At 54.1% G+C, this 22,306-nt stretch carries 20 protein-coding genes; 13 read left to right on the plus strand and 7 right to left on the minus strand.

Annotated features, from left to right (window positions below):
- Positions 1 to 173: 173 nt before the first annotated feature.
- Complete coding sequence (gene uvrA / locus AC6I8R_RS01755; protein ID WP_021184093.1) at positions 174 to 3,002, minus strand: excinuclease ABC subunit UvrA; 2,829 nt, start codon at positions 3,000 to 3,002, stop codon at positions 174 to 176.
- Between the two features lie 214 nt (positions 3,003 to 3,216).
- On the opposite strand from uvrA, the gene ssb1 reads away from it, so the two are divergent.
- Entirely contained in the window at positions 3,217 to 3,756 is a 540-nt protein-coding gene (ssb1, locus tag AC6I8R_RS01760) for a single-stranded DNA-binding protein SSB1 (protein ID WP_021184094.1), read from the plus strand.
- Positions 3,757 to 3,837: 81 nt separating this feature from the next.
- Here the strand turns inward: ssb1 and AC6I8R_RS01765 are convergent, their stop codons facing one another.
- On the minus strand, positions 3,838 to 5,223 hold the full coding sequence (locus tag AC6I8R_RS01765) for an amino acid permease (protein ID WP_021184095.1): 1,386 nt from the start codon (positions 5,221 to 5,223) through the stop codon (positions 3,838 to 3,840).
- A gap of 390 nt (positions 5,224 to 5,613) precedes the next feature.
- On the opposite strand from AC6I8R_RS01765, the gene AC6I8R_RS01770 reads away from it, so the two are divergent.
- Complete coding sequence (locus AC6I8R_RS01770) at positions 5,614 to 6,744, plus strand: SMP-30/gluconolactonase/LRE family protein (RefSeq protein WP_497831837.1); 1,131 nt, start codon at positions 5,614 to 5,616, stop codon at positions 6,742 to 6,744.
- On the opposite strand, the gene AC6I8R_RS01775 is transcribed toward AC6I8R_RS01770, so the two are convergent.
- On the minus strand, positions 6,734 to 7,273 hold the full coding sequence (locus AC6I8R_RS01775) for an isochorismatase family protein (protein WP_021184097.1): 540 nt from the start codon (positions 7,271 to 7,273) through the stop codon (positions 6,734 to 6,736). The genes AC6I8R_RS01770 and AC6I8R_RS01775 overlap by 11 nt on opposite strands.
- A gap of 129 nt (positions 7,274 to 7,402) precedes the next feature.
- On the opposite strand from AC6I8R_RS01775, the gene AC6I8R_RS01780 reads away from it, so the two are divergent.
- The gene (locus tag AC6I8R_RS01780) at positions 7,403 to 8,233 is read left to right on the plus strand and encodes an AraC family ligand binding domain-containing protein (protein ID WP_497831838.1); all 831 of its coding nucleotides are present in this window, start codon (positions 7,403 to 7,405) and stop codon (positions 8,231 to 8,233) included.
- A 73-nt stretch (positions 8,234 to 8,306) separates the two neighbouring features.
- The gene (locus AC6I8R_RS01785) at positions 8,307 to 9,266 is read left to right on the plus strand and encodes a DMT family transporter (protein ID WP_021184099.1); all 960 of its coding nucleotides are present in this window, start codon (positions 8,307 to 8,309) and stop codon (positions 9,264 to 9,266) included.
- 918 nt (positions 9,267 to 10,184) lie between these two features.
- Here the strand turns inward: AC6I8R_RS01785 and AC6I8R_RS01790 are convergent.
- A complete protein-coding gene (locus tag AC6I8R_RS01790; RefSeq protein WP_021184101.1) occupies positions 10,185 to 10,580 on the minus strand; it encodes a transposase in 396 nt (131 codons plus the stop codon).
- A 526-nt stretch (positions 10,581 to 11,106) separates the two neighbouring features.
- Here AC6I8R_RS01790 and AC6I8R_RS01795 point away from each other — a divergent pair.
- On the plus strand, positions 11,107 to 12,363 hold the full coding sequence (locus AC6I8R_RS01795; protein ID WP_021184102.1) for an MATE family efflux transporter: 1,257 nt from the start codon (positions 11,107 to 11,109) through the stop codon (positions 12,361 to 12,363).
- 8 nt (positions 12,364 to 12,371) lie between these two features.
- Positions 12,372 to 13,322 (plus strand): ATP-grasp fold amidoligase family protein, encoded by a 951-nt coding sequence (locus AC6I8R_RS01800; protein ID WP_021184103.1) that lies wholly within the window; start codon positions 12,372 to 12,374, stop codon positions 13,320 to 13,322.
- 54 nt (positions 13,323 to 13,376) lie between these two features.
- On the opposite strand, the gene AC6I8R_RS01805 is transcribed toward AC6I8R_RS01800, so the two are convergent.
- Together AC6I8R_RS01805 and soxS are read right to left on the minus strand one after the other, a co-directional pair.
- On the minus strand, positions 13,377 to 13,658 hold the full coding sequence (locus tag AC6I8R_RS01805; protein ID WP_013507511.1) for a YjcB family protein: 282 nt from the start codon (positions 13,656 to 13,658) through the stop codon (positions 13,377 to 13,379).
- A gap of 469 nt (positions 13,659 to 14,127) precedes the next feature.
- Positions 14,128 to 14,556, minus strand: coding sequence for a superoxide response transcriptional regulator SoxS (gene soxS, locus AC6I8R_RS01810; protein WP_021184105.1), 429 nt, complete (start codon positions 14,554 to 14,556; stop codon positions 14,128 to 14,130).
- An 83-nt stretch (positions 14,557 to 14,639) separates the two neighbouring features.
- On the opposite strand from soxS, the gene soxR reads away from it, so the two are divergent.
- The 4 genes from soxR (at position 14,640) to AC6I8R_RS01830 (ending at position 19,324) form a co-directional block, all read left to right on the plus strand.
- Positions 14,640 to 15,116: a redox-sensitive transcriptional activator SoxR gene (gene soxR / locus AC6I8R_RS01815; RefSeq protein ID WP_013507513.1), complete on the plus strand. Its 477-nt coding sequence runs from the start codon at positions 14,640 to 14,642 to the stop codon at positions 15,114 to 15,116.
- 49 nt (positions 15,117 to 15,165) lie between these two features.
- Complete coding sequence (locus AC6I8R_RS01820; RefSeq protein WP_415173327.1) at positions 15,166 to 15,831, plus strand: glutathione S-transferase family protein; 666 nt, start codon at positions 15,166 to 15,168, stop codon at positions 15,829 to 15,831.
- A 353-nt stretch (positions 15,832 to 16,184) separates the two neighbouring features.
- Entirely contained in the window at positions 16,185 to 17,534 is a 1,350-nt protein-coding gene (locus AC6I8R_RS01825) for an NCS2 family permease (protein WP_497831839.1), read from the plus strand.
- 140 nt (positions 17,535 to 17,674) lie between these two features.
- A complete protein-coding gene (locus AC6I8R_RS01830) occupies positions 17,675 to 19,324 on the plus strand; it encodes a Na+/H+ antiporter (RefSeq protein ID WP_415173295.1) in 1,650 nt (549 codons plus the stop codon).
- A gap of 15 nt (positions 19,325 to 19,339) precedes the next feature.
- Here the strand turns inward: AC6I8R_RS01830 and AC6I8R_RS01835 are convergent, their stop codons facing one another.
- Positions 19,340 to 20,242 (minus strand): LysR family transcriptional regulator, encoded by a 903-nt coding sequence (locus AC6I8R_RS01835; RefSeq protein ID WP_021184109.1) that lies wholly within the window; start codon positions 20,240 to 20,242, stop codon positions 19,340 to 19,342.
- 107 nt (positions 20,243 to 20,349) lie between these two features.
- Here AC6I8R_RS01835 and AC6I8R_RS01840 point away from each other — a divergent pair, with 107 nt between their 5' ends.
- The 3 genes from AC6I8R_RS01840 (at position 20,350) to AC6I8R_RS01850 (ending at position 22,154) form a co-directional block, all read left to right on the plus strand.
- Positions 20,350 to 20,775 (plus strand): CidA/LrgA family protein, encoded by a 426-nt coding sequence (locus AC6I8R_RS01840; protein ID WP_497831840.1) that lies wholly within the window; start codon positions 20,350 to 20,352, stop codon positions 20,773 to 20,775.
- On the plus strand, positions 20,768 to 21,463 hold the full coding sequence (locus tag AC6I8R_RS01845) for an LrgB family protein (RefSeq protein WP_497831841.1): 696 nt from the start codon (positions 20,768 to 20,770) through the stop codon (positions 21,461 to 21,463). The genes AC6I8R_RS01840 and AC6I8R_RS01845 overlap by 8 nt, the downstream gene beginning before the upstream one ends.
- A gap of 145 nt (positions 21,464 to 21,608) precedes the next feature.
- Complete coding sequence (locus AC6I8R_RS01850; protein ID WP_021184112.1) at positions 21,609 to 22,154, plus strand: YfaZ family outer membrane protein; 546 nt, start codon at positions 21,609 to 21,611, stop codon at positions 22,152 to 22,154.
- The last annotated feature ends 152 nt before the right edge of the window (positions 22,155 to 22,306 follow it).

Genomic DNA, 22,306 nt, shown 5'->3' on the forward strand with positions numbered 1-22,306 from the left:
GCAAACGGAAGGGATAAAGGCGCTTGAGTACGCCAAAAAGGAACTGTGTAAGGATAGTCACCTGATGGGAAAGCGTATATGCCTGAAGATGTCTGATTCTTGCCTGTTTCTGCATTTCTCTGCGGAATCTGGCAGAAAGAATCAGGCCCGCAATCGCGGGCCTGAGAGAGAAATTACTTTTTTAACATTGGTTTAAGGAAGCGTGCCGTATGTGATTTTTCGCATTCCGCCACGGTTTCCGGCGTACCCGCCACCAGGATTTCGCCGCCGCCGCTGCCGCCTTCGGGGCCGAGATCGACGATCCAGTCAGCCGTTTTGATTACGTCGAGGTTGTGCTCAATCACCACGATGGTGTTGCCCTGATCGCGCAACTGATGCAGCACTTCCAGCAGTTGCTGGATATCAGCAAAGTGCAGGCCCGTGGTCGGCTCATCAAGGATGTACAACGTCTGGCCGGTACCGCGTTTCGACAGCTCACGCGCCAGCTTCACACGCTGCGCTTCACCGCCGGACAGCGTGGTGGCAGACTGGCCGAGGCGGATATAGGACAAGCCCACGTCCATCAGGGTTTGCAGCTTACGCGCCAGCGCTGGCACCGCATCAAAGAAGTCACGCGCTTCTTCGATGGTCATCTCCAGCACTTCATGGATGCTTTTGCCTTTGTATTTAATCTCCAGCGTTTCGCGGTTATAACGTTTGCCTTTGCACTGATCGCAGGGGACGTAAATATCCGGCAGGAAGTGCATTTCAACCTTGATCACCCCATCGCCCTGGCAGGCTTCACAACGTCCACCACGCACGTTAAAGCTGAAGCGGCCCGGATTATAGCCACGCGAACGCGACTCCGGCACACCGGCAAACAGTTCGCGCACCGGGGTGAAGATACCGGTATAGGTCGCCGGGTTGGAGCGCGGTGTACGACCGATCGGGCTTTGATCGATATCGATCACTTTGTCGAAATGTTCCAGACCGGCGATCTCGCGATAGGGTGCCGGTTCACCGCTGGTGGCACCGTTTAACTGGCGCTGAGCAATCGGGAACAGGGTATCGTTAATCAGTGTCGATTTACCGGAACCAGACACGCCGGTGATGCAGGTAAACAGACCGACCGGCACCGTCAGGGTCACGTCTTTCAGGTTGTTGCCGCGCGCCCCGGTCAACTTCAGCACTTTGGCGGGATCGCCTTTAACGCGTTCTTTCGGCACGGCAATTTCACGTTTGCCGCTCAGGTACTGGCCGGTAAGAGAATCTTCATGCGCCATGATGGCGTTGACGTCACCTTCCGCCACCACCTGGCCGCCATGCACCCCGGCGCCGGGGCCGATATCGATGATATGGTCGGCGGCACGAATCGCATCTTCATCGTGCTCCACCACAATCACCGTATTGCCGAGGTCACGCAGATGAATCAGCGTACTCAGCAGACGTTCGTTGTCGCGCTGATGCAGACCAATCGACGGTTCATCCAGTACGTACATCACCCCCACCAGACCCGCACCGATCTGGCTCGCCAGACGGATACGCTGTGCTTCACCGCCGGACAACGTCTCAGCAGAGCGCGACATGGAAAGATAATTCAGCCCGACGTTGACGAGGAAGCTCAGACGATCGCCAATCTCTTTCAGGACTTTTTCTGCAATTTTGGCGCGCTGGCCGCTCAGTTTGAGATCGCGGAAGAAATCCATTGCGTGGCCGATGCTCATGTCAGAGATGGTCGGCAGGTTGGTGTTTTCCACAAAGACGTGGCGCGCCTCACGGCGCAGACGGGTGCCCTCACAGCTGGCGCAGGCGCGGTTGCTGATAAATTTCGCCAGCTCCTCGCGCACCGCATTGGATTCCGTCTCTTTATAGCGGCGCTCCATATTGTGCAGCACGCCTTCAAACGGATGGCGGCGCACTGAGGTATCGCCACGGTCGTTGATGTATTTGAATTCGATGCTTTCTTTGCCAGAACCGTACAGAATCACCTGCTGTGCTTTGTCGCTCAGGCTGTTAAACGGTGCTTCGACATCGAAATCCAGATGCTCAGACAGCGAACGCAGCATCTGGAAATAGTAGAAATTACGGCGATCCCAGCCGCGAATCGCACCACCCGCCAGCGACAGCTCCGGGTTTTGTACTACACGATCGGGATCGAAATATTGCTGCACACCGAGGCCGTCACAGGTTGGACAGGCACCCGCCGGGTTATTGAACGAGAACAGGCGCGGTTCGAGTTCGCGCATGCTATAGCCGCACACCGGGCAGGCAAAGTTGGCGGAGAACAGCATCTCTTCGGCGCTGTTGTCGTCCATATCCGCGACAATCGCCGTGCCACCGCTTAATTCCAACGCGGTTTCGAACGATTCGGCTAAACGTGTCGCGAGGTCGTCACGGACGCGGAAGCGGTCAATCACCACCTCGATAGTATGCTTCTTCTGGAGTTCCAGCTTTGGCGGATCGGAGAGATCACAGACTTCACCATCGATACGGGCGCGGATATACCCCTGCGAGGCAAGGTTCTCCAGCGTTTTGGTGTGCTCGCCTTTACGATCCTTCACCACCGGAGCCAGCAACATCAGGCGACGGCCTTCTTCCTGTGCCAGCACCTGATCGACCATCTGGCTAACGGTTTGCGCCGCCAGGGTGACGTCATGATCCGGGCAGCGCGGCTCGCCAACACGGGCAAACAGCAGACGCAGATAGTCGTGGATTTCGGTAATGGTGCCGACCGTCGAGCGCGGGTTATGGGACGTGGATTTTTGCTCAATAGAGATGGCGGGCGAGAGACCTTCGATATGGTCAACGTCCGGCTTCTCCATTAAGGAAAGAAACTGGCGCGCATAGGCAGAGAGCGACTCCACATAGCGACGCTGACCTTCCGCGTACAGCGTATCAAACGCCAGAGAGGATTTACCGGAGCCTGACAGGCCGGTAACCACAATGAGTTTGTCGCGAGGGATGATCAGGTTGATGTTTTTCAAATTATGGGTGCGGGCACCACGAACTTCGATCTTATCCATTCACCTTTCCCGGATTAGCAGCACTCGCCGCGCCTTGCCGACGGCGGCCAGAAGAAACGCGTATTATGGCATAAAAAATAAACTGAATAAATATCCAGTATTTTGCGTTTTGATTGTGTATTCTGGAAGCCAGCTCGAAAGTGGGAACCGCGATCCAGACGTGCTAGAATTGATCGTTTAGTATTGACGCATTAACTCATCGGGAGACAGCAACATGGCCAGTCGTGGCGTTAACAAAGTGATTCTTGTCGGGAATCTGGGTCAGGATCCGGAAGTACGTTATATGCCAAATGGTGGCGCAGTTGCCAACATTACGCTGGCTACGTCAGAAAGCTGGCGTGACAAACAAACCGGTGAAAACAAAGAGATCACCGAATGGCACCGCGTGGTGCTGTTTGGCAAACTGGCGGAAGTGGCCGGTGAATACCTGCGTAAAGGTTCACAGGTCTACATCGAAGGCCAGCTGCGCACCCGTAAATGGCAGGACCAGGGCGGCCAGGATCGTTACACCACCGAGATCGTGGTAAACGTGGGCGGCACCATGCAGATGCTGGGTGGTCGTCAGCAGGGCGCCAGCACCGGCGGAGCACCGATGGGCGGCCAGGGTGGCGGCAACAACAACGGCTGGGGTCAACCACAGCAGCCGCAGGGCGGCAACCAGTTCAGCGGCGGTGCGCAGCAGCGTCCACAGCAGCAGAGCGCACCGGCGAACAACGAACCGCCGATGGATTTTGACGACGATATTCCGTTCTAAGATCGGAACACATTCAGACAGATTTTCGAAAGAGGCCGTAAGGCCTCTTTTTTATTTTATGCATTGCCGTGCCAATGACATTCAGTTGGCCGCTATCTTCTGATGCTGTGCTTCTGTGTTGCTCTTTTTTCTTAACCGATAGCTGACGGCCAGCACCAGCAGCCAAACGGGGATCAGCCAGACTGAAATCTCGATGCCAGGCGTCATAAACATAATCACCAGAATTCCGGCCAGGAACAGCAGACACAGGATATTGGTCAGTGGGTAGCCCAGGCTGGGGAAATGGGTTTTCTGTTTGGTGATACGCATGGCGCGGCGGAATTTCAGATGAGTGATACTGATCATCGCCCAGTTAATGACGAGTGCAGAGACCACCAGCGACATCAGCAGCTCGAAGGCTTTGCCCGGCATGAGGTAGTTAAGCAGCACACACAACGCAGTAACCAGCGCTGAGACGCTGAGGGCGTTAAAAGGAATACCGCGCCGATTAACTTTTAACAATGAGGCGGGAGCGTTCCCCTGTTTCGCCAGACCAAACAGCATACGGCTGTTGCTGAACACACAGCTGTTATAAACGGAAAGCGCAGCAGAAAGCACGACGGCGTTGAGCAACGTCGCGACCAGATTACTGTCAAGTGCGTGGAAAATCAGGACGAACGGGCTACCCCCTTCCACCACTTTCTGCCACGGGTAGAGCGACAGCAACACCGCCAGTGCGCCAACATAGAACAGCAGGATGCGATAGATAACCTGGTTTGTGGCTTTCGGAATGCTTTTCTGCGGATTATCGGCCTCGGCGGCAGTAATGCCGATCAGCTCCAGACCACCGAATGAGAACATGATTACGGCCATTGCCATCACCAGTCCCTTGATTCCGTTAGGGAAGAACCCTCCGTGCTGCCACAGATTTGCGACGCTCGCCTCGGGACCTCCGTGCCCGCTGGCGAGCAGCCAGGCACCAAAACCGATCATGCCGACAATCGCCGCGACTTTGATGATTGAAAACCAGAATTCGACCTCGCCATAAATTTTCACGTTGGTCATATTGATGGCATTGATCACAACAAAGAACACCCCGGCGGACACCCAGGTCGGGATTTCCGGCCACCAGTATTGGACGTAAATACCGACCGCGGTCAGCTCTGCCATGCTGACCAGTACGTAGAGCACCCAGTAATTCCATCCTGCTACGAAGCCCGCAAAATTGCCCCAGTATTGGTTGGCAAAATGGCTAAACGAGCCAGCAACCGGTTCGTGAACCACCATCTCGCCGAGCTGGCGCATAATAAAGAAGGCGATCACGCCGGCAATCGCATAGCCCAGCAGGACCGACGGACCTGCCATTTTTATGGTTTGCGCAATGCCAAGAAACAGCCCGGTACCGATTGCGCCTCCCAGCGCAATCAGTTGAATATGGCGATTTTTCAAGCCTCTGTGCAGCTGACTTTCTGACTGGTGGTTGCCCATGTCTACTCCCGCAGGTATCAATATTTATCTACATGGGATTAGCAATTCCTGGGCCAGTGGGGGGATGCTTTGCGGAAAGTTATACTTAACATCATGATAAAAAAGAATAATTATTTTATGGGTAAATTCACGGTCCGTGCATTAATTGCGCAAAAATTAATTGATTTGTGCTTTTTGTGGCAAATTTGTGCAAGCAGTGAGCGTTAAACGTCTTTTTTATGACTGACGTGAACCAAAAAGGTGCATGGTGGCGTGCAAGTTAGCCCCCGGATTGAATGCTGGCTTTAACCTTTTGCCACATTCCTCCCGGCGTGGCACAAAAAGCCGTTCATCCCCACGGCGGCTTCGCCATCCTGTCAGGCCTAACACAATGGCGCAGAAGGAGCGTGAGTGAACCTCAATCGCCGTACATTTTTGCTGGCGCTGGGCGCGCTGGGCGTAGCGCGCAATGTTCAGGCTTTTACGGCTGAAGATCCGTTGCCACTGGAGCGGGTGGTCGTTTCACCGTGGATGGCGAATCAGGTGGCGTTAACCCGCGGTAATCTGCTGTTTCTTGGCCTGCCACGCTATGCCAAAGATAAACCGACACCTTCGCTGGCGCGACGCGAGACGGATGGCAGTTTGCGACCTTTCCCTGGCAATGGCTGGAATGAGTGGCAGCCGGGTAAAGATGGGCGCAATGCGTTTGTTTACCTTAACTCGGTACATATTTTTGCTGATGATACGGTGTGGTGTGTTGATCAGGGGTCGCTCAGTGCCGGTGTTTTTTCAGCAAAAGATGCGGTGCCACAACCCGGCGCGCAAAAGTTGGTGCAGTTGGATGCAAATAGCGGCGAAATCCTGCAAATTCTGCGGTTTGACGAACGCATCCTGCCGCCAGGCGCGCAGATGAACGACCTGCGTTTTCACGGCAACGCGTTGTACATTACCGATTCCGGTCTGGGTGGCATCATTGTACACGACATGGTCAGTGGCAAAACGCTGCGTCGTTTGTCGGCTACCCCGGTGGTGAAGGCGACGGATAAAGCGCCACCAGCGATGTTGTCTGGCATCAAAGGCAGCAAAACCTTCCATCCGCCCAATAGCGATATGATTGAAATCACCGCCGACGGCAACTGGCTTTACTGGGCCGCACCAACCGGGCCGCTTTATCGCGTGGAAACCCGTTGGCTGCAAAGTGATCTGCCTGATGAAGACATCCTGCCCCATGTTGAGCAGGTGTATGACAACAACTTCTCGGGGGGCTGCTGCATGGATTCGGCGGGTAATGTGTACTTCTCGGAAACCGTTACCCACAACATTCGGGTGTTGGCACCGTCCGGTGAAACGCGCGTCATTGCCAGTGATGTGCGGTTGTTACGGCCAGACGGCACGTTTATCAGCGCCGATCGTCAGCTTTATATTCCGGTTAAACAGCCGCTGGCAGCGCAACCAGGCGCGGCTGCGCATTTTGCCATTTATAAGCTGGCGTTGCCCGATCAGTTTCAGGGCCTCAACCTGGGCGGCCCGATTACGGGTTAACCGTCTCTGGCTGCCAGATAGCCAGCAGCTCTGCGGTCGGTCGTACCTGCACCGGGTTGCCCGGCAGGATCAGATCGGCCCAGACTTCATTATGTTGGTTGATCAGTTGCTGCGCTGTTGCCCAGGTACGATCGGCTGTGGTGTGCGCGTCGGCGGCGACGGTGATGCGATAACCCAGGCTGGCACCCACTTTGAGGGTGGTATCGACGCAATAATCAGTCGCACAACCACAGATGACAAAAGACGAAATGTCTTGCTGTTCCAGCTGCGCCGCCAGCTCGGTCTGCCAGAAGCCGTCACAGGCAGTTTTATTGACGTAAAGGGCGTGAGCCGGTTGGTGTAGCTCAGGCACAATCTGCCAGGCTTCGCTGTTCAGCTCCAGACCCGGACCGACGTGCTGGATAAAAATGACCTGGTCAGCGGCGGCAATGAGCTGATTAATCCGCGCGCAACGTCCTGCCCGATCGAAACGCGGCGTTGCCAGCACACCGTTTTGCATGTCCACCACCATCACTACCTTGCTTCCCATGATCGCCTCCTGTTATATGCCTGGGCGTCAGTGTCGCGCTGAACTTCCTCACAGGCAAAACAAATCTGTTTTGCATTTTGCCCGTCTTACGGGGCATGCTGGTGATCTTCTTTACGATGGAGGTGTGTCGTGTCAGTGGTTCCTGCAATCTTCCCGTGCGAGCGTGACCGCGCGCAATTCCAGCAATTTTCCGAGCTGCCGGGCATTGAATTGTATCAGGCGCATATCTCCCGTTATGCCTTTGAGCCGCACACCCATGAAGCGTTTGGCATTGGCACCATCGAGTCGGGTGCACAACGCTTCCGCTATCGTGGCACCCACTACACCGCTCCCGAGCATTCGTTGGTGATGATGAATCCGGATGAGCTTCACACCGGCGAATCCGCCTGTGAAGAGGGCTGGCGTTACCGCATGATTTACATCCATCCGGATGAGATGGACAGGCTGACCGGCGATCGCAACTGGTGGTTCAGTGAGGCCCTGCGCACCGATGCTTGTCTGGCGCAGCCGTTTTCGCTGCGGCTGGCGGCTTTGTGGCAGGCTGAAACCGCGCTGGAACGCGAGGGATTGTTGGTGGAATTGCTGGAGTTGATGCGTCCATTGGCGCATCGCGGGCAATCCCGACCAGTGGAAGGAGCGCACCGTTTTGATCTGGTGAAAACGTATCTGCGAGAAAATCTCGCTGAACCGGTCAGGCTGGATGAACTGGCCGCGCTGGCGGGATTGTCGCCGTGGCATTTCTTGCGCAGTTTCCGCCAGCAGTTTCATGTCACACCGCATCAGATGCTGATGGCATTCCGGCTTTATGACGCCAAGTTGCGGCTGGCACAGGGCGAAAGTGCGGCCTCGGTTGCGGCAGCCGTTGGCTTAACCGATCAGGCACATCTGACGCGTGCCTTTGCGCATCGCTATGGCATCACCCCTGGCCGTTATCAAAAACAGGTCTGGCCCGCACGCTAACCGCAATCTGCTACAAGCTTTTGCTGCTGCGTTCCGCCACACTGCGCCGGAATATCTTAATCAGGAAAAGATTATGTTGGCTGGAGTTCTGTTTGCGCTGGCGGCGGGATTGATGTGGGGGCTGATCTTTGTCGGGCCGCTGCTGGTGCCGGATTATCCCGGCACGTTGCAATCCGCCGGGCGCTATGTCGCTTTTGGTTTGATCGCCTTGCCGCTTGCCTGGCTGGATCGTCGTCGCTTGCGTCAACTGGCGCGCCAGGACTGGATTGAGGCGTTAAAGCTGTCGCTGGTGGGCAATCTGATGTATTACGCCTTTCTCGCCACCGCCATTCAGCGCACCGGCGCACCGGTAGCAACCATGATTATCGGCACCTTACCGGTGGTGATGTCGGTCACGGCTAACCTATGTTACGGACATCTGGAAGGGCGATTGCCCTGGCGACGGTTGATGCCTGCCTTGCTGATCATTGCCCTGGGGTTGGTATGCGTCAATGCTGCGGAGTTGCAGGCACAGGGAGCAACGCTGGACTGGCCGCGCTATCTCTCCGGCCTGCTGTTGGCGGTGATGGCGGTGGGCTGTTGGACCTGGTACCCGCTACGTAATGCGCGTTGGCTGCGTAACCATCCGCAGCATAAACCCGGCAGTTGGGCGACTGCGCAAGGCCTGGTGACGTTACCCCTGGCAGTGGTGTTTTATCTGCTGGTGTGCGGACAGATCCACTGGCAACAACCTGATTTCGCGTTACCTTTTGGCCCGCAGCCCGAGGTTTTCCTGCTGCTGATGCTGGCGATAGGGTTGCTGTGCTCATGGCTCGGAACGCTGTGCTGGAATGCGGCCAGCCAGCGCCTGCCCACGGTCATTATGGGGCCGTTAATTGTGTTCGAAACCCTGTCTGGCTTGTTCTGGACTTTCCTGTGGCGACAAAGCTGGCCGCCGTTGCTGACCGCCATCGGTATCTGCTGTTTGATTATTGGTGTCATCTCGGCAATGCGTATCAAGCCGCAGCCGGTGGTAACTTCACTGGAAATTTAAGCGTAAAACGATGCCAGCCACGGGTGCTGGCATCCTGATTTGCCCCTGATTTTAAGATTATGACCAGCCAGAAATCCTGCCACTTTTGCCTTATCTGTTCTTAAGCCATACCGCGTTATAACCATTTCCTGGGACACCAGGCAGGTTTTCAGCGCGAAACGTCATATCTGACGCCAGGCTGGCAGGGACGAGTGGATAAAATTCTCCCTGTTCTGGGGGGGAGACGCGGTGATTCACGGGCAAAATGGGCCGTTTTGGCGGCTGAATGGTCGCTAAACAGGCATTAAACAACCGGGCCAGGTCTCTTTTTATTGCGCTCTGGCACTGAAAACCCCCTGCCGGAACCATCATTTCCTCAAGGTGTTGCTGTCTGGTTGAGACTCTTCCGCCGTGCATGTGACCGAGATTGGTTAAGTGCGGCGATGAATAGTGACGTGATATTAACTCATCCAGTATGGCTAATTGCGTTATTGTTTAGCGATGATAACGTTTCTCTTCAGGCTGATTCCTGGTATGAATACGCCATCGGTACATGGAACTGCGGATAATATGATCACCCCCAGATAACGATAGATCCACTTAAAAGAAGAGTGGGTGTGAGAGGGATTCTGGTCTGTTGTTCATCAATGCTAAACAAAAATACCTGTTTCTGGCGCAGAGTATTAATGTTGATAAAGTAATAATGAAAGCCCCAATCTCACCTGAATGAGATTGGGAGGGACGTAAATAGCTTGAAACGCGAGACTTTTGCTGATGTGAATCAATTTTACCGCAAAAAAAGAAGTAATTTCGTGATGTTATTCATCAGGAAATAATGGTGCGAATTGTTATGTCACGAACGCCGAATTAAATGATCTTCATCTCTTCTGGTAAGAACAAATCTCAGCATTAAGTCAAATAACAACGGCCTTAATGTTGTTAGCGATTTTCTGTACCTGACGGGTAGTGGTAAACGCTGCGGCTAATATCCAGCAAGCGGCAACTGCGACGTGTGCCTATGTCGAAGGTGGTTTGCAGAAAGTTAACAGCCTGGCGTTTTTCATTGGTGGTGAAGAAATTTTTCAGCACGCTTTGCAGCATCTCCTTATCAGAGCTGAGTGTCTGCAACTCGCGGGTGAGTGTTTGAAGTTTGTCTTCTAACTCTTTGATTTTTCTTCCCTCCTCAGAAGAAAGTCCAGAGAATTTTTTCTTCCAGCTATAGAAAGTGGCTTCGGAAATGCCAAGCTCCTCACAAATCTCCCTGACTTTCACTCCTGTTTCAGAAGCTTTAATGGCATTTGTGATTTGCTCTTCGCTATATCGTGACTTTCTCATAAATGCTATTACCTTTCTTATCAATTAGTGGATGAGAATTACTGTATTAATATCTGGTACTGCAAAAACACTATTAATGCAGTATTAAAGTGCGCGATTAGAATTGCGAGGGTTAAATTAAGATATTTAGAATAAATATCATCATGGGATAAGTCTTATTTTATTCTGATTGTCATTGAACGCCTTCCTGGTGTTGGGTTTTTGATATAGATTCATTTCATCCCAAATGCGGAAAAATTATACATTCATCGGAAAAACGGCATAACCTGCTTGCAAAAACGCCAGGATATGCCAGTAGCTTTTTGGTCAATATTTTGACTGAAATCGGTTACATCCACAGGGTTTCGCGCCGGATTTAATCAGAATTATCCTGAATTCATTGTCTGAATCCTGACGCGAGTCCTCTTTTTCGGACCAGCATGGTTTGAAGATATTAATTTAAGTCAGGCCCAATTAGCGCTTGTTTAATTCTTTCAAGGACGTTGTACCGAAAGTAGTTGCAGTAAGTAATACTAAGGACGAGTTGATGAAATTAAGCGTAATGTCAAATGCCGCCTGGATGATGTCTGAGAAGATCGTCTCGGTTTTCGGCGTCATATTTGTGACTTCCTATGTGGCAAAATCCTTCGGCCCGACGGTGTTCGGCCAAATGGCGTTTTCCACCTCATTGTTCTCTATGGTGCAGACCGTAGCGATGTTTGGCACCGAAACGATACTGTTCAAAACCATCAGCAAAAGTGAGCCAAAAGGTGTGCGCCTGATGAACGTGGCACGCACGTTGCGATTTGCGCTCCTGGTATTGACCTCGGTGCCGGTGTTGATTTGGGTCTGGTACAACATGCAGGAAAACTTTCTTGCGTTTGCGCTGGCTTCGTTCATCGCTTCGGTATTCGTTACCCAGGACACGTTCAGTGTGTATAACAACGCGCGTCTGGCTTCACGGCTCAATACCATTGCCAACTCAATCGGTCTGCTGCTGGGTTTTTCACTCAGTTTTGCCATTGCCTGGTTCCGGCTCAACCCCATCTGGCTGACCTTATCGATTGTGGTGGTGACGTTGGTTCCCTACGCCATCAAACGCTACAACTTCTACCGTGAAAACCAGGAGCAGGCACCTGCACGCAGCAAACGCGGCGCTTATCTGCGTTATCTGCTGTATGCCGGTTTGCCGTTGGCGATCTCCAGCATTTTTATTTCGGTACAGGTGAAAACTGCGCAGATGTTTCTGGTGGGTATCGCCTCGGCGCGTGAGCTTGGCTTGTTCGCCGCCGCCAACACCATATCGGCCTCATGGACCTTCATTCCATTGGCCATTATCACCTCCAGCTTTTCAGAGATTTTCAGGGAGCGCGGCAGCGTTGCTATCAAGCTGACGGCGCGCCTGAACGGTTATGTTTTGGGTGTTTCATTGCTCTTGTTACTTGTCATCGCCTTATACGGCGAAAAAATCATCATTGCTTTGTATGGTCACGAATACACGCAGTCAGGAAGTCTGATTACCGTGTTGTCGATAGCGTCCAGCTTCTCTGCAATGGGAACCGTGGCGTACCGCTACATGGTCAAGGAAGGAGGGTTTAACTATCTGCTCAGAAAAATTATCTGCTTGATGGCGATCAGCCTGCCGCTCTCGTGGTGGCTTATTCAGGGCTACGGCATCATGGGGGCCGCCTGGAGCGTCTTCATTACTGAACTTCTGTCCCTTACGGTGATGAATTACTTCTTCAGAAATGGCGCCATTTTTAAGATTCAAGTTTCCTCGCTCAACTACAAAACCTACAAATGAGGTTAGATATGCTCAAGTTGAAAGATGAACTCAGACGAAGTGTGCGGTATTTCATCAAAAAAATGCCCTGGGCTTACCAGGACCGTCTGTACTACTTCCGTAGGTTTCGTCGGTTACCCAATTTGCGTCAGCCCAAGGTGTTTAATGAGAAGGTGCTGTATCGCAAGTTTGTCTATGGCGATTACCAGAACTATGGTCGCCTGTCGGATAAATACTCGGTGCGAGATTACGTTGCCGAGAAGGTGGGCAGCGAATATCTGATCCCGCTGGTGTATGAGACCAGCGATCCTCATTCACTGCATACCCTGTCGAGCTGGAAAAATACGGTCATCAAACCGAACCACGGTTCGAATATGGTCGAAATCCTGTTGGAAGAGCCAGATGCGCTGAAGAAACAGCAGATCATCAGTAAATGCCAAACCTGGTTGAAAAAAGACTATGCGGATGAAGCGCGCGAGATCCACTACCGCTATATCAAACCGCGCATTCTGGTAGAAAAATACATTGGTGATGGGAAAAACGCGCCCATTGATTACAAGTTCCATATGTTTAATAAACGCGACGGCAACTTTGAATATGTGCTTCAGGTGATTTACAACCGATGTAGACCGTTGTTATCCATGAACTTTTACGTTAATAATTTAGACGAGGCGTATCACAAGATTCGCGATACCGGCCTGGATATCTCGCCGCAAATGGCCGCGTTACAGCACGCGTTAGTCTTGAGCAAGAAGCTGGCAAGTGATTTCGATTATGTGCGCGTTGACTGGTATATCCACGAGCAGCAGGTTTTCTTTGGTGAGCTGACCTTTACGCCTGGCGCGGGGATGGTCACCGGGCTGGATCGTGGACTTAATCAGATGATGGGTGATATGTGGATTCAGGACCGTCTTGGTGCACAGACACCCGACGGAACGGTGGAGGATGTCAACATCCCGGCCGTATTGAAGAAAATTTGAAATCACACAGCAAAATAAAAAACCCCGCAACGCGGGGTTTTTTATGGGTAGCGATTAAGGCATTGGCCAGTCAGCAGGCGTCTGGCTCATCACCTCAACAAAGGCATTTTTGGAGATTTCCATAAAGTTATGCAGATTCTCCATACTGAGGGTGATCCCCATCAGGCCAGTGACAAACCAGCAGGACATACCCAGGCCGATTCCGCCGCACATCAGCGCCATCACATGGTGGCTGTTCTGACGAAAACGAATTTTCAGGGTGCTGGCGAAAAACATCATTACTGCGCTCAGCAATTCCCAGCGCATAACGATAAGACTGGTGGTTAAAGTAGCCATCTGCAACGAACCTCTATGAATCAGTAACATCCCTGACATTCATCGGACATCACTGGCGGCAGAGAAGGAAGGTCAGGGAGGCCCTTCAGGCCGTCGAACTACGCATTAAACTGTGACTTGGGTCACATTATATCATCCGATTTGAAAGTTTGAACAAAATTTATACCTGGTATGGTAGAAAAAAATTTATCGATGCAGGCAGAGGATTCGCGCGATAAATCGCGCCGCAACGACAGCATGCGGAAATTTATGGCGTTACCACGGATTTGTAGCGGCGCGATTTATCGCGCACGTATCGGCAGCGTGCGATGATTTATAACGTTGCCACGGATTTGTAGCGGCGCGATTTATCGCGCACGTATCGACAGCGTGCGATGATTTATAACGTTGCCACGGATTTGTAGCGGCGCGATTTATCGCGCACATATAGACAGGGCAGGGAGCGCCCGCGCGGGGCGCGCAGGCAAGGTTAGCGAACCGGGCAGCACTCGCCGGTAGTACGCTGGGTAAAGCTGGCCATATTCTCGTTGCAATCAAAGCTCACCAGACGTGGGCGCTGAATCATCGCCTGGCGACGCATGGTATGGCGATACGCGGTGGGCGTTTGCGAGAACTGACGGCGAAACACGCGGGAAAAGGTTTGCTGTGAGTCGTAGCCGTACTGCATAGCGATATCAAATACCGGACGTTGTGTCTGACGCAGAGCCTCAGCGGCCAGCGTTAAGCGGCGTTCGCGGATATAACCGCCCAGCGTTTGTTTCGTCACGGTACGGAACATACGTTGCAGGTGCCATTTGGAATAACCTGATTTCGCCGCTACTTCATCAATCGACAGGGTTTTATCCAGATTCTGATCGATCCAGTGAGTCAGTGAATGAATGATTTCCTCTTGCATCATAACCACATCCTTCTGAGTAGAGATTCGAAGTTTCAATGGGGAGCGAGTATAATTCCTCAAGTTAACTTGAGGTAAAGAGCGAAATGAAAAAAGAACGCAACTACCCGAAACCGGTGCTGACGCCGGGTGAAGTGGCGAAGCGCAGCGGTGTGGCGGTGTCGGCTTTGCACTTTTACGAAACCAAAGGATTGATCTCCAGTACGCGTAACAACGGCAACCAACGGCGTTACAGCCGTGATGTGCTGCGCCGCGTGGCGATCATTAAAATTGCGCAGCGCATCGGTATTCCCCTCGCCACAGTCAGCGACAGTCTGATGCATGTGCCGGCTAACAAGCGCATGTCGACCCAGGAATGGGATGCGCTGACGCAGCACTGGCGTGAGGAACTGGATAAACGCATCGAAACCCTGACGCGGCTGCGTAACGATCTTGATGGCTGTATCGGCTGTGGTTGCCTGTCAATGCGTGACTGTCCATTGCGTAACCCTGGCGACCGTTTGGGCGAGCAAGGTTCGGGGGCGGTTTTGCTCGATCCGCAACAGGACGAGCAGAAACGCTGAGGCGACATCATCTATACTTGCTGGTCCAACCATTGGTCAGGAAGCCATGATGATCACCGTTCACCATCTTGAAAATTCTCGTTCACATCGGGTGCTGTGGCTGCTGGAAGAGCTGTCAGTGCCTTATCAGATCAAACGTTACCAACGTGAAGGCACCCTGCTGGCGCCCGAGTCGTTGAAGAAAGTCCATCCTTTGGGGAAATCTCCGGTGATCACCGATGGCAATCGCGTGATCGCGGAATCCGGCGCAATCCTGGAGTATCTGGCCGACAAATATGACGCCGAATATCGATTAAAGCTGTCCGATGAAGATGCGCAAATTGCGGCGCGTTACTGGCTGCATTACGCCGAGGGGTCGTTGATGCCCTTGCTGGTGATGAAACTGGTGTTCGGGCAGTTGGGTAAAAAACCGGTGCCCTGGCTGTTGCGCCCGGCCGGTAAGGCTCTTAGCGCCGGGATCCAGAAAGCCTGGCTGAACAAGCAGTTGAAATTACATGGGGATGTGATTGAACAGCACCTGAGTCAGCACCCTTACTTCGCCGGTAATCGTTTTAGTATCGCCGATATTCAGATGAGTTTTCCGCTGCTGGCGATGCGTGCGCGTACCGGCCTGCGTGATATGCCTGCCAGTCAGCACTGGCTGGAAGGGCTGGAACAACGCGCCGCCTGGCAGCGGGCGATTGAGCAGGGCGGCCCGATCAATTTCAGCCAATAATCATGTTGCGCAACCTGGCTATCATTTGGTTGCGCAACAAAAACACGCATAAAAATTCCTATAATTTCCAGTCTGTTCCACTAAATCTGGCGTATGTCGGGGCAGCGGAACACCGTTGCATTTCTGTTATGCAATGAGGATTATCCTGTATCGATGCAGATTAGCAGTTGAAAATCTCAGGCCAATCACCGGATAATCGTTTGCCTTTTTTCTGAGTTCCCCCTTTTACGACCAGAAATACGCGACTACGTAAACGTTTGCGTTGTTTCTCCGTTGGAGAAACGTGCACCAGGATGGCAGGCAAACGTCAGTCGTGTGGCCACTCACAACAGCAAAAATTCAGAGGATTAATTATGTCTGGCGAATCTCGCCCGGCCAGTGGAAAACTGGACGGCTGGTTCAATATTTCAGCACGCGGCAGTAGCGTGCGTCAGGAAGTGCTGGCGGGCTTAACCACCTTCCTGGCGATGGTCTACTCCGTCATCGTGGTACCCGGTATGCTCGGCAAAGCGGGCTTCTCACCGACCGCGGTATTCGTCGCTACCTGTCTGGTGGCGAGTTTCGGTTCGATCATCATGGGGTTGTGGGCCAACCTGCCGATGGCGATTGGCTGCGCTATCTCGCTGACGGCGTTTACCGCCTTTAGCCTGGTGCTGGGTCAGCACATCAGCGTGCCGGTGGCGCTTGGTGCGGTGTTCCTGATGGGGCTGCTGTTCACCCTGATTTCCGTGACCGGCATCCGCGCATGGATTCTGCGCAACCTGCCAATGGGCGTGGCGCATGGTACCGGCATCGGTATTGGCCTGTTTCTGTTGCTGATCGCGGCTGACAGCGTTGGCCTGGTGGTGAAAAACCCGGCGGCGGGTTTGCCGGTTGAACTGGGCCACTTCGCCTCCTTCCCGGTGATTATGGCGCTGGTGGGTCTGGCGGCGATCTTCGGGCTGGAGAAACGCCGTGTCCCTGGCGGCATTTTGCTGACCATTGTGGCGATCTCGATTGTCGGACTGATTTTTGATCCATCAGTGAAATATCAGGGACTGTTTGCCATGCCGAGCCTGAAAGATGCCAGCGGTCAGTCGCTGGTGTTCAGCCTCGATATCATGGGCGCGCTCAAACCCGCAGTGCTGCCGACGGTGCTGGCGCTGGTGATGACGGCGGTGTTTGATGCTACCGGCACCATCCGGGCGGTGGCCGGTCAGGCTAATCTGCTGGATAAAGACGGCCAGATCATCAATGGTGGCCGCGCCCTGACCACCGACTCTGTCAGCAGCCTGTTTGCCGGTCTGGTGGGCGCTTCCCCGGCGGCGGTCTATATCGAATCGGCGGCTGGTACGGCGGCGGGCGGTAAAACCGGTCTGACGGCGGTGGTGGTGGGTCTGCTGTTCATGGTGATTCTGTTTATGTCGCCGCTGGCGTATCTGGTACCGGCGTATGCTACGGCTCCGGCGCTGATGTATGTCGGTCTGCTGATGCTCAGCAACGTGGCGAAAATCGATTTCAATGATTTCGTTGACGCCATGTCCGGCCTGCTGACGGCGGTGTTTATCGTGCTGACCTGCAACATCGTCACCGGCATTATGCTCGGCTTTGCGGCGTTGGTGATTGGTCGCCTGTTTGCCGGTGAGTGGCGTAAGCTGAATATCGGTACGGTGGTGATTGCTGTGGCATTGGTGGCTTTCTACGCCGGTGGCTGGGCCATCTGACCTGAAATTTTCCTGAAATCCGAATTATTCGCTTTCCTTGTACTGCCGCACGTCGGGTTTTCCCGTCGTGCGGCGTTTTGTTTTACACTTTCCTGCGCAACAAACATCGCTTTAACGAAAATGATTCGCCTAAGGAAAGCATGGAAATCTTCTTTACCATTCTCATCATGACACTGGTTGTGTCACTCTCTGGTGTTGCGGCACGTATCTTGCCGTTTCAAATCCCGCTGCCGCTGGTGCAGATCGCGGCCGGTGCAATGCTTGCCTGGCCGACCTTTGGTCTGCATGTCGATTTTGATCCCGAACTGTTTCTGGTGCTGTTTATTCCGCCCTTGCTGTTCGCCGACGGCTGGAAAACACCGATTAACGAATTTCTGCATCACGGTCGTGAGATCATCGGACTGGCGCTGGTACTGGTGCTGATCACCGTGGTGGGTATCGGCTATCTGATTTACTGGCTGGTACCGGGTATCCCGCTGATTCCGGCCTTTGCGCTGGCGGCGGTACTGTCACCGACCGATGCGGTGGCGCTCTCCGGTATCGTTGGGGAAGGGCGCATCCCGAAAAAAATCATGTCGATTGTGCAGGGCGAAGCCCTGATGAACGACGCATCCGGCCTGGTGTCTCTCAAGTTTGCTGTCGCCGTGGCGATGGGCACTATGGTCTTCACCTGGGGCGGTGCCAGCGTCGAGTTCCTCAAAGTGGCGGTTGGCGGCCTGGTGGCCGGGGTCGCGGTTTGCTGGCTGTATGGCCGCTCGCTGCGTCTGCTGAGTCGCTGGAGCGGTGACGATCCGGCAACGCAGACGGTGTTATTGCTGCTGCTGCCGTTTGCCTCCTACCTGATTGCGGAACACCTTGGTGTCTCCGGGATCCTCGCGGCAGTGGCGGCCGGTATGACCATCACCCGTTCCGGTATCATCCGCCAGGCTCCGCTGGCGATGCGTTTACGCGCCAACAGCGTGTGGCAGATGCTGGAATTTGTCTTCAACGGCATGGTGTTCCTGATGCTCGGCCTGCAACTGCCGGACATTATTGAAACCTCGGTGGCACAGGCCAACGCCGATCCCAATGTCGAGCTGTGGATGCTGTTCACCGACATCGTGTTGGTGTATGCCGCGCTGATGGTGGTGCGTTTTGGCTGGCTGTGGATGATGAAACGCGCCAGCCTGCGTTTCCTCAAGAAAAAGCCGCTGGAATTTGCCAGCTACTCGCTGCGCGAACTGCTGATTGCCTCGTTCGCCGGGGTGCGCGGGGCGATTACCCTTGCCGGTGTGCTGTCAATTCCGCTGTTCCTCAGCAACGGTGACCCGTTCCCGGCGCGCTACGAGTTGGTGTTCCTCTCTACCGGCGTGATCCTGTTTTCGCTGCTGGTTGGTGTGGTGCTGTTACCCATCCTGCTGCGCGGCATGGAGAGCACCGATAAAGCAGGCCATCGACGCGAAATTCAAAGCGCGCGTGCCGCGATGGCCAGCGTGGCGATCGAAAGCCTGCAAAAGATGGAAGCCCGGCTGGAAAAAGACACCGAAGAAAACATCGATCCGGAGCTGTTGAAAGAGGTCAGCCTGCGGGTGATTGGCAATCTGCGTCGTCGCGTGGTCGGGAAAGAGGAGCTGGAGCAGGCACTGTTTGCGGAGAACCTTGAACGCCGTTTCCGTCTGACGGCGATCCGCGCCGAGCGCGCCGAGGTGTATCACCTGCGCGCCACCCAGCAAATCTCCAACGAAACCATGCAGAAATTGTTGCGCGATCTCGACCTGCTGGAAACCTTGCTGATCGAGAAAGAAGAGTAACCGCTGCGCCGCGAATCAGACTGAGATTCGCGGCGCATTATCCGGCCAGTGCTCACGACAGCAGGCAATCCACGCCTGAGCGCTACGTGACAAATAACTGCCTTCCCGCCAGATCAATCCCAGGCTCCACTTCAGCTCTGATTCCAGCGGCAGCCACAGCAGTGATTGCTTATCCAGCCGTTGGCAAATCGGTTCCGGCAGGATCGCCAACCCCATTTCCGCCTGCACCATCGCAGCGAGGAAGTCCCACTGACCGCTGCGCACCGCGATATTTGCCGTCAACCCAAGACGATGAAAGGCCTTCATTAACTGGCGATTGAGCGAAAATTCTTCGTTGAAAATCAGCAACGGATGTTCCGCCAGCTCACCCAGCCCCAGATGGGTACGATTGAGCCAGGGGGCGGTGCGCGGCAGCAAAACGCATAACGGATGGTGCATCAACTCCAGCGTATTCAGTGGCAAATCGGCGTCGACCGGCAGCGCCGTCAGCGCGATATCGAGGCTGCCATCCAGCACCGCCTGCTGCACCGTCAGGCCGCCAAACTCGGCGATTTTCAGTTCCACACCGGGATAACGGCGGCGGAAGGCAGAGATGGAACCGGCAATTTGCATCCCCACCATTGGCGGAATGCCCAGCCGCAGCTCGCCGGTCTTCAGTTGGGTGATGTCACCGATCTCAGCTTCCAGTTGGTGAAACTCCTGCAAAATCGCCAGCCCGCGCTGATAAACCGCCTGGCCGCTATCGGTAAGATGCAGCTTGCGACCGTCGCGCAGCAGCAGCGTGCAGCCCAGCTCCTCTTCCAGTTGGCGCAGCATTTTACTGATGGTGGGCTGTGTGACGTAAAGCTTCTGCGCGGCGCGGGTGAAGCTTTGTTGGCGCACCACTTCGGTAAAGTAGCGCAGGGCGCGGACGTCCATAGAAGTATTCCTTATTGGCATAGTTTGAATAATATTAATTCATTTTTTTCACACTCTGCCTGCGTTTTATACTGAACACCTGATTTATTTACGGGGGAGTGAAGAAAATGGCGTTCGCATTGAGTCCGCGCAGAACGGACATCCTGCAACGTATTTTCGTCCCGCTACAGTTGGTGCTGTACGTGGGATTGTTTATCGCCAGCGATAAACTGGTGGGTTGGCTGCATTTGCCGCTGCCTGCCAATGTCGTCGGCATGTTGCTGTTGTTGGTGTTGATTATGACGCGCGTGATACCGCTGCGCTGGGTGAAGGCGGGCGCTAACTGGCTGCTGGCCGAGATGTTGTTGTTCTTTGTCCCGGCGGTGGTGGCGGTGGTGAACTACAGCGATTTGTTGCGCAGCGAGGGTTGGCGCATCTGTCTGGTGATTGGCATCAGCACCCTGTTGGTGTTGGCGGCGACCTCGCTGGTGGTTGATCGCGTTTACCGTTTTGAAATGGCGCATGCAGCGCGTAAGCAGGCGCATCATGAATGATCTGATCATTAGCCTGCTTTGTCTGGTGCTGACGTTGCTGGTTTATTACCTCAACAAACGTTTGTACCAACGCTGGCGCACTTTGCTGCTGATGCCGTTGGTGATGACGCCGCTGGTGTTGGTGGTACTGCTGCTGATTACCCATGTGAGCTGGAAAGATTACATCGCCGAAAGCCACTGGCTGCTGTGGCTGCTTGGCCCGGCAACGCTGGCCTTTGCGGTGCCGGTGTATGAAAACCAGGAGATTATCAAACGCCACTGGTTATCGCTCAGTTTGGGGGTGGCGACCGCGACACTGGTGTCGGTGTGCAGCTCGGTGTGGCTGGCGCGTTTGCTTACTCTGCCGGAATCTATTCAGCGCAGCCTGGCCGTGCGCTCCATCACCACGCCGTTTGCACTGGCGGCGGCGAAACCGATTGGCGGTCAGCCGGATCTGGTGGCGCTGTTTGTGGTGATCACCGGGGTGTTTGGCATGGCGGTAGGGGATTTTCTGTTCCTGCGTATCGCGATCAAACAGGGGGTGGCGAAGGGGGCCGGTTTCGGCGCGGCCTCGCACGGTGCCGGTACGGCGCGCGCTTACCAGATAGGTCAGCAGGAAGGGGTGGTTTCCAGCCTGGTGATGATGCTATCTGGTGTGGTGACGGTGATCCTTGCCCCCTTGCTGGGGCATCTGATGTGGCAGGCGTAATCTGCCAAATTAACGGCCCGCAAGGGCCGTTTTGCCTGTTGCTGTCATTCCTGTTTACGTAAAGCTTGCCAAATAAAGTTGTTTCCTGCCGCCTGGCTGTTTACCCTTTCCGCCGAATTGATTGTCCTTCATGGAGTGGAATTACATGTTAAAGCAACTTGTTACAGGAAGCGTACTGGGTCTGGCTCTGCTGAGCAGCGGCGCGCAGGCGATTGAGGGCAGTGTTGACGTGGGTGAACACACCACCAACCTCAACCTTGGCCTCGGTACCAACTCACCGGGTCTGTTCCTTAATGGCAACTGGCTGCGCAGCGATCATGACGGCAGCACTTATGGTTTGGGTCTGGGTTACAACGTTGATTTTGGTAACCTGCGTCTGGCTCCGACGGCGAAAGCGCTGTTTACCCACCCGGAAGATGGTAAAGACGGATTTGCCGTGGCAGTGGGTGCGGGTGCGCAGTACAACTTCAATAGCATGTGGGGCCTGTATGGTGGCTACTACTATGCACCGGAATCCTTCTCTGATCATCTCGACAGCTACCAGGAAGTGTCTGGCGGCCTGAGCTTCACCCCGATCTCGCTGTTGAACGTACGTGTGGGTTATCAGTATATCGAGCTGAACAACAAAGGCAGCCGTAAAGACAACGTGCTGGCCGATGGCCCGTATGTTGGGGCGTCACTGCGTTTTTAATAGGGTCCTCTGCGGTTAGAGTCATCTGCGCGCTGTGACCCTCACCCCGGCCCTCTGCGGTTAGAGTCCTCTGCGCGCTGTGACCCTCACCCCGGCCCTCTCCCATGAGGGAGAGGGAGGTGTGCGATATGCCAGTTTTGCACGGACCATTC

The organism is Pantoea sp. X-Soil-OKNW-713, assembly GCF_059730685.1.